This window comes from Clostridium sartagoforme AAU1, from assembly GCF_000401215.1.
In the GTDB taxonomy this organism is placed as follows: domain Bacteria; phylum Bacillota; class Clostridia; order Clostridiales; family Clostridiaceae; genus Clostridium; species Clostridium sartagoforme.
Genome location: NZ_ASRV01000185.1, coordinates 1 through 7,235 on the forward strand (window position 1 = coordinate 1; position 7,235 = coordinate 7,235).

Consider the following 7,235-nt stretch of genomic DNA (forward strand, 5'->3'; position numbering starts at 1 on the left):
AGACCGCCGACCACCACTAGTATACTAAATCGTAATTAACTTCGTAATAATGTATGTACTATAACGTAAGTTTATTAACGTAATTTAAATTTATAAAATAAAAAAAACTAATATATTATCAATTTATATATTAAAAGTATAATCAATTAATTATATAAATTAAATAATATATTAGATTTTGCTTAAAGCATCACGTTTTTTAACTTAAACATTACTTTCCATATATTTAATTAGTTTTTCTCTTGTTGGCAGTCCTTCATTATCACTTTCAAATGTAACTTGTATTGCCCCTATAGCATTAGCTCTTATTACAGATTCTTTAAGATTTAAACTTTCTAGCTTTCCGCTTATTATTCCTACCGCAAAACCATCTCCAGCCCCAACCGTATCAATTACTTTATCAACTTTAAATCCCCTTTGGAAATAACTTTCATTGTTATTTCTTACATAAGCCCCTTTACCCCCACACTTTACAACTATTTCATTAACTCCTAATTCATTATAAAAATCAGCTATTTTCTCTGGACTACTACTTCCCGTTAATATTAGTCCTTCTTCAATTCCAGGTAAAATTAAATCACATTTTCTAGCTAAACCATTTATAACTTCAATCATAACTTCTTTACTTTCCCATAATACTAGACGTAAATTTGGATCAAAAGTAATAAATATTCCTTTTTCCTTTGCCCTATCCATTAATCTATAAGTTGCTTCTCTACAGCCTTGTGATAATGCTGGTGGAATTCCAGTAATATGAAGTAATCTCACACCTTCTAAATCTATAGCTTCAATATCTTCTGCTTTCATTTTTGAAAAAGCAGAGTCTTTTCTATAATAAGCTGTTTCAGGATCACCAACTAAGACTTTACTTTTTAACATAATTCCTGTTTTATTTAATTTATCAAAAGTAACAAACTCTGTACTAATTCTTTCTTCCTCTAAATACCTTTTTATATACTTTCCAAGAGGATCTTCTCCTAATCTTGTTATATACGAAACTTTATGCTGTAATCTTGTAAGACCTATGCACACATTTACCTCTGCCCCTGCTAATGATCTTTTAAAATTCTTTACTTCGTCTATATTTCCTTCATCTTTTGCTATAAATAAAGCCATAGGCTCTCCAAATAATATAACGTCACTCACTTATTAATCCTCCTTGTATAATCTAGTTGTAACTGGTAAAAAACTATTTTTCTTTATATATCTATATCCTCTGCTTTAACAGCCTTGATTAGTTTTTCACAGCGTTCCTTTAGTAAGTTAAGGTTAGATGAATTTATTCCTTTTGTTAAATAACCTCCAAATCCTGCTGCATAAGCCCCATTATCAAACCAATCATTAATATTTTTATCATCAACTCCACCGGTTGGCATAATATCTATAAAAGGCATTGGTGCTTTTATCCCTTTAATCATATTCATAGATATACAATCTCCAGGAAATAGCTTGACCACATCGCTTCCTGCTAAATAAGAGTTATATATTTCTGTTGGTGTTGCAGCTCCCATCGAACAAAAAACATCTTTTTCTTTACAGAACTGACCTACTTCTTCTACTATACATGGTGATACAATAAAATCTGCTCCATTTGATATTGCTAAGGCTGCCTGTTCTCTAGATAAAACAGTTCCAGCTCCAATAAGAGCATTAGGTAAATTCTTCTTTAAATTTTTGATTAATTTTTCTGCTCTAGGCAAACTAAATGTAATTTCTAAAGTTGTTATTCCTGATTCTACAAGAGTTTTACATATAAGTTCTGCTTCCTCTAAATTATTTCCTCTAATCACTGCTATTAACTTTTTCTTCATTATCATTTTTACTTCTTGTTTATTCATATAAGCTCTCCTATCATGAAATTTATTTATTATAAAAATTGGGTTGAATTTAAATGATTATTCCATCCTTCAAATCCAACCCACCTTAATGTATTATTATTTTTCTTAAATCCTATAATAACTTTATTCTTCTATTTTTTTCATCAAATACAGTTAATTTTCCATATATGCTATGGTTGTTTTCACTTATATAAAGCTTATCGCCTTTAAAAGTATCATAAGCACAATAATAAACAGAAAATTTCTTATTTGTATCGTTAATTTTAATTTCAAAGCCTATTATTTTATCTTTATCTGCTGATGAATTGCTCCCATTTTGATGAACATTTACTTTCCTAACACTTAATAAATCATACTCATAAAATGCTTCTACTTTATTGCCTCTGTCTGTAAAAAATTCTTCTGATATCAATTTATCATTATTACATAATTGATTATATTTATTAGAAAATATACTCTTACTGTGTTTAAATTTCTCACCATATAAAACATCCGCTGCAAAATTTCTTTTATTTGTCTTCATTATATATTTTTCACCATTAATGCATTTTGCTGTTGCTCAATATTATAAATTGAACGCCATTTATGTTTGCCTGGATATTCAATATTGGTAAATATAATAACAATATTCATTTCTGACTGTATAAAAACAGTTCTTTTAATTATATATAGTTCTTCCCCTTGGATATCTTTTTTATTTTTTAGCTTATTTATTGATTTTCCAACCCAAGAACTTTCTAATACTATATAATTACCATCTTGAACATAATTATTAGATATAGGATCTTGTATTTCGTCATAAGACCAAGCTCCATTAATAATAAATCCCTCTTTATTATCAACATCCACTGTGTTATGCATCCATTGCCTTTTTAAACTGCTTCTAATAACAGAATCCTGTTGATATGTAAATCTACCTGGATCTCCTATTAAATCTTCTTTATTCAAACTTATTGTTACACTTCCAAGTGATGCATGACCATGTCCACTACCATGACGTCCATTAAACATTGTTATCAAATGTTTTTTATCTTTATATGCTAAAAAACCACTATCTTTTTGCTTAAAACACCCATTAATATTTTCATTTTCTTCATAATTGAAATTAGACATTTTATCATATTTCTTACCAACAAATAAAATTCCTTTTTCATTATTATATACTTTTTCAGACGTTAACCCTAAACATCTATATATACTATATACGTAAGAAAAATCGACACCGTCACTATCATGTAGTGATAATAATTTATTATTATGTTTAACATAATATTGTGATGCATAAATTAACGGTTTTAGCTTCTCACGAATATTTACCTTCATTTCTTGCTTTGTATATTCTGCATGCATTATTACATAAGCAATACTCAAAACAACTTCATGATGATAAAGAGGGCTTTGTTCCCATTGAATTCCATCCTTATAAAATTGTATTTCAATTTGATCACTCAATAAATTCCACGCCCAATTTTTATGATCTTCATCTACTAGTTCAGGAAATAATATCGATACCGATAATATTCCCGTTACTAATAGTACCCCCCAGTTACTTAAGAGCTGCTTTGGTTTATACTCTTCATAAAGATAGTTTAAGTGTACTTTTAAAGACTCCTCAAAAAGTTTTAACTCTTCTGTGTCTGCTTAACATAAAAATCCATTCTGGATCTCCATTAAGAGATTTATTCCAATTAACTCCATCAAATATATATGGGATAGAGGTTGATTCCATATCCATAGGATCATTATAAATAATTATATTTTCACATAATAAATTACCTTGAAATCTTGCTCTTTTTATTTCCTTACTACAATTACTTTTAACTTTTTCTTCCCAAGTTCCTTTTAAAAATTCACTACTATACCTGTTCACTAAATCAAAAGTTATCATAATTTAATATCCTCATTTTCTTCTTCCTATAATACTAGATGGTAAAACTTCTATTATAACATCTTTAGCTATTTCTATAGAATAACTATCTTTATTCTTATGCAATATCACGCCCAAAACTCCTGAACTCAATACAATTTTTTCACCAATTTTAAGCCCTTCAAGAAAACTTGAATGTTCTTCACTATTCTTCTTTACTCTTTTATATTGAATAATTGACGATAGTATAAAAAATGCTAAAGATGTTATAATAATTATTATTATAAAAGTTATATTATTTTTACTCATTATCCCATCATCCTAGCACTTAATAGAGTAGTTGTTTCTTTACATTCATCAATAGACTTAAGTAATGTATCTTGCAGTTCATCATCTGAAACTTCACCAAAAAGACTTTTCATTACTATATCAACAATTAATGCCAGATTAACCCCGGAAATAACATATTGATTTTTATTACCAGATTCTAATACTAAACGAGCTGAGATTTGATGAGGAGCTCCTCCAGTTAAATCTGCTAGTACTATAGCATGATCGTTCTGATCTAAAATAGATTTTAATTGTTCTTCAAATTGCTCATGTGTTAATTCACCATTTAAATTTAGACCTATAATATTTTCATTTTCTCCTACTAGTAGAGATACTGCTGATAAAATTCCACTTGGAAAATTTCCATGTCCTACTATAATTATCTTTTGCATTTCAATACCTCCTAAACCAGGATACCAAAGTATGAAAGTACTATACCTAATGCAAATAATAAAGCTAGTAACTTATATGTTGACCATTTATATTTTTTTACTAATACAAATACTATTATAGTAATAACAGCAGGTAACATATTTGGAAGTATCTTATCTAAAATTCCTTGAAGAGAAACTACTTGTTCTTTTGTATCAGCTCCTGCTGCAAGGGTAGTAGCGTATTGAATACCTATCTTCGCCTTTACAAACGAAACTGCTAATGCAGAAATTACAGTAACACCAACAATATTTGCTGCATGAGATATTTGTCCAATTTTTTCACTTAAAGTAGCAATTACACTAGTTCCAAGTTTATATCCTAAATGTCCCATTAACAATTTAACAATAAACAATGTAACATTTATAGTTATAAAGAAAGCCATAGGTGCAAAGCTTAATCCATCCATTGCTAATCCAGCAAAAATTGTTGAAAATAATGGAGCTACACCAAATTGTGCAAGAGAATCACCAATACCTGCTAAAGGGCCCATCAAAGCCATTTTAATGCTACGAGCATCTTCTACATCTTCACCATGATCAAGCATTGCTAATTGTAAGCTTGTTATAAAAGGTACCATATGAGGGCTTGTGTTATAAAATTCAATATTTCCACCAGCTATTTCTTTTAGCTTATCTGGTTCATTTTTAAAAATTTTCTTTAACGCTGGTAATATTGCAAATAAATATCCTGTTCCTTGATATGAATTATAGTTAAATCCATTAAGTTATACATAATTATTGCAAATACTGCTCCAACTAGTGCAGTAGCCATAGTTGGTAATCCTAAATATGAAACACATATATATCCTAATAACACATATGGAATGTATTCTTTCTTTAACATAACTGACATAATCATTGCAAATCCTATTGCAGGTACAAGTCCACCAGCAACTGAGAATCCTTTAACTAACCATTGTGGTAGAACATCAACAAATGCTTGTAAAGCAGGTAAACTTACTGCTGATGCTAGACCTACTATAAATCCAACAACTAAGAAGCCTATAAATGTAAGATTAGCAACCACATTGAATTTACTATACTTACCTTCTTTTATTAAATTTTTAGCATTACTTGTTGTTCCAGAGAAAGCAGTATATAAACTAGTAGTAAGCAATTGGAATAATACCGCAAACGGGAATGATAGTGATAAGGCTGATTCAGGAGTAACTCCTTGATTTTTTAAAGTTATAGCCATTATTGTTCCAACGATTCCAGGTCCTAATTGGTTTGGAGGAACTGTACCACCTGCACCAACACCAAATCCCATGAATGCTAATTCTGCTAATGCCCCAAATGTTAGAGCCGTTGGGATATCCCCTAAGATTAATCCAACAAAGAATGCCATAACAATTGAACGGTTAGTATAAATACCTAATAATTGTCCTGCATAACAAAATGCAGTTACTAGTCCAATTAAAAGTGCTTGAACTAATGTAATTTCCATAATGTAATCCTCCTCTATTCTATAATATCGCCTTATTTAAAGCTTCTATTGTTTGAACACCATCATTTGATACTGGTGATGTTTTAGTATCAAATTTAATATTATATTTATCTCTTAATTTACGTAATACAATCATCTAAAGCATCTTTAATTTCTTTTTTGGTTAAAAATCCTCCATTTAAGTAACGCTCACTACCAACTAATGATTCTTTTTTAATTACTCGCATTTTTTTAACTCCTTAATGTCTTTTTCTATTCATCACTCGACATTATCTTCAGTTTGAATTTCAATTGAGTAAAATTTATAATGTATGTAGTTTCTAACAAATTCAAAAGGCTGCTTTTCTGGATAGTATGTTATTCCTTCTGATTTATAAACAGGTATATTTCTATCTATTTTTAAAATCTCACATACCTTATCCTCTACAATTGGAAACTCTATTTCTATTTTTTTCTTCATTGGCAATGTCATTAAATTTATTCCAAACATTTTCCTTAATTCATCTGAAAGCCTATTACTTTCTTTCAGCTCATTATATGGAAAGTTTTTTAAATATTTTTTAGGAATATAACTATTTTGTACATGCCAAGGTCTATCATTTACATAACCAACACGACAGAACTCTACTAAAATATCGTTTGATCTAACATTCAGTTTCTTTGCTATTTCTGGATTTTCTATTTCTTTTACATAAATTAATTTTTTACTTTCAACAATTTTATATTGCTCTTTAAACTCCTGAGTTATTGGACTACCTTCATCTATAAATGCACGTCTATGCTTAAAGTTTTTTCTTACAAATGTACCTTCACCTTGTTTTCGAATAAGGTATCCACTTAAAACTAAATCTTGAAGAGCTTTTACAACTGTTGTACTACTAACATTATAAATTTTTTTCAATTCTCCTTCTGAATATATCTTATCTCCGGGTTTGAATTTTTTATCTTCAATCATTTGAATAATGTCTTGTTTTATAATTTGATATTTAGAAACCATTTCTATTCCTCCTTAATAATATGACATGTTAATATGTTAAGTTTATTATATGTTATATCATTAAGGCCTTCAAGTTATAGTTTCCATTTAATAATTAATATCAAATTCTTAAATTATCTACTAAGTAGATTTTTAATTCATTTTAGTAATTATGAATCTTAGAATTTTATAATTAATTATATAAATTTAAAAGTCATTTTTTTGGTTTAGTACTTAACCTAATTACAACTTAACATGTTAACCTGTTAATGTAATAATATTATAGCTAGAAACCGTTGTCAAGATATTAAAAAAATTTTTGTTGAAATTTTTTAAATATAAA

The 7,235-nt window shown here is 28.5% G+C and carries 10 protein-coding genes and 1 pseudogene; all 11 read right to left on the minus strand.

Going from position 1 to position 7,235, the window contains the following annotated elements:
* Window positions 1-204: 204 nt before the first annotated feature.
* On the minus strand, window positions 205-1,146 hold the full coding sequence (locus tag A500_RS14840; protein ID WP_016208382.1) for a sugar kinase: 942 nt from the start codon (window positions 1,144-1,146) through the stop codon (window positions 205-207).
* A 53-nt stretch (window positions 1,147-1,199) separates the two neighbouring features.
* A complete protein-coding gene (locus A500_RS14845; RefSeq protein ID WP_016208383.1) occupies window positions 1,200-1,838 on the minus strand; it encodes a bifunctional 4-hydroxy-2-oxoglutarate aldolase/2-dehydro-3-deoxy-phosphogluconate aldolase in 639 nt (212 codons plus the stop codon).
* 112 nt (window positions 1,839-1,950) lie between these two features.
* Window positions 1,951-2,361 (minus strand): hypothetical protein, encoded by a 411-nt coding sequence (locus tag A500_RS21415; protein WP_016208384.1) that lies wholly within the window; start codon window positions 2,359-2,361, stop codon window positions 1,951-1,953.
* A complete protein-coding gene (locus tag A500_RS21930) occupies window positions 2,361-3,188 on the minus strand; it encodes a heparinase II/III domain-containing protein (RefSeq protein WP_341349960.1) in 828 nt (275 codons plus the stop codon). The genes A500_RS21415 and A500_RS21930 overlap by 1 nt, the downstream gene beginning before the upstream one ends.
* 30 nt (window positions 3,189-3,218) lie before the next feature.
* Window positions 3,219-3,413 (minus strand): annotated as a pseudogene (locus A500_RS21425) (heparinase II/III family protein); the annotation flags it as partial.
* Window positions 3,414-3,450: 37 nt separating this feature from the next.
* The gene (locus A500_RS21430) at window positions 3,451-3,726 is read right to left on the minus strand and encodes a hypothetical protein (RefSeq protein WP_242835146.1); all 276 of its coding nucleotides are present in this window, start codon (window positions 3,724-3,726) and stop codon (window positions 3,451-3,453) included.
* A gap of 12 nt (window positions 3,727-3,738) precedes the next feature.
* The gene (locus A500_RS14855) at window positions 3,739-4,014 is read right to left on the minus strand and encodes a preprotein translocase subunit YajC (protein ID WP_016208385.1); all 276 of its coding nucleotides are present in this window, start codon (window positions 4,012-4,014) and stop codon (window positions 3,739-3,741) included.
* The gene (locus A500_RS14860) at window positions 4,014-4,427 is read right to left on the minus strand and encodes a PTS sugar transporter subunit IIA (protein WP_016208386.1); all 414 of its coding nucleotides are present in this window, start codon (window positions 4,425-4,427) and stop codon (window positions 4,014-4,016) included. The genes A500_RS14855 and A500_RS14860 overlap by 1 nt, the downstream gene beginning before the upstream one ends.
* Window positions 4,428-4,438: 11 nt before the next feature.
* On the minus strand, window positions 4,439-5,143 hold the full coding sequence (locus tag A500_RS14865; protein ID WP_051993173.1) for a PTS system mannose/fructose/sorbose family transporter subunit IID: 705 nt from the start codon (window positions 5,141-5,143) through the stop codon (window positions 4,439-4,441).
* The gene (locus A500_RS14870; RefSeq protein WP_016208388.1) at window positions 5,128-5,916 is read right to left on the minus strand and encodes a PTS mannose/fructose/sorbose/N-acetylgalactosamine transporter subunit IIC; all 789 of its coding nucleotides are present in this window, start codon (window positions 5,914-5,916) and stop codon (window positions 5,128-5,130) included. Before A500_RS14870 ends, A500_RS14865 begins: the two co-directional genes overlap by 16 nt.
* A 259-nt stretch (window positions 5,917-6,175) precedes the next feature.
* Entirely contained in the window at window positions 6,176-6,913 is a 738-nt protein-coding gene (locus tag A500_RS14875) for a GntR family transcriptional regulator (RefSeq protein WP_016208389.1), read from the minus strand.
* Window positions 6,914-7,235 lie beyond the last annotated feature (322 nt).

Coding starts and splice junctions, on each gene's coding strand:
- A500_RS21430 (WP_242835146.1), bottom strand. CDS start 3,726: ATGATAACTTTTGATTTAGTGAACAGGTATAGTAGTGAATTTTTAAAA.
- A500_RS14870 (WP_016208388.1), bottom strand. CDS start 5,916: ATGGAAATTACATTAGTTCAAGCACTTTTAATTGGACTAGTAACTGCA.
- A500_RS14860 (WP_016208386.1), bottom strand. CDS start 4,427: ATGCAAAAGATAATTATAGTAGGACATGGAAATTTTCCAAGTGGAATT.
- A500_RS14855 (WP_016208385.1), bottom strand. CDS start 4,014: ATGAGTAAAAATAATATAACTTTTATAATAATAATTATTATAACATCT.
- A500_RS21930 (WP_341349960.1), bottom strand. CDS start 3,188: ATGCATGCAGAATATACAAAGCAAGAAATGAAGGTAAATATTCGTGAG.
- A500_RS21415 (WP_016208384.1), bottom strand. CDS start 2,361: ATGAAGACAAATAAAAGAAATTTTGCAGCGGATGTTTTATATGGTGAG.
- A500_RS14845 (WP_016208383.1), bottom strand. CDS start 1,838: ATGAATAAACAAGAAGTAAAAATGATAATGAAGAAAAAGTTAATAGCA.
- A500_RS14875 (WP_016208389.1), bottom strand. CDS start 6,913: ATGGTTTCTAAATATCAAATTATAAAACAAGACATTATTCAAATGATT.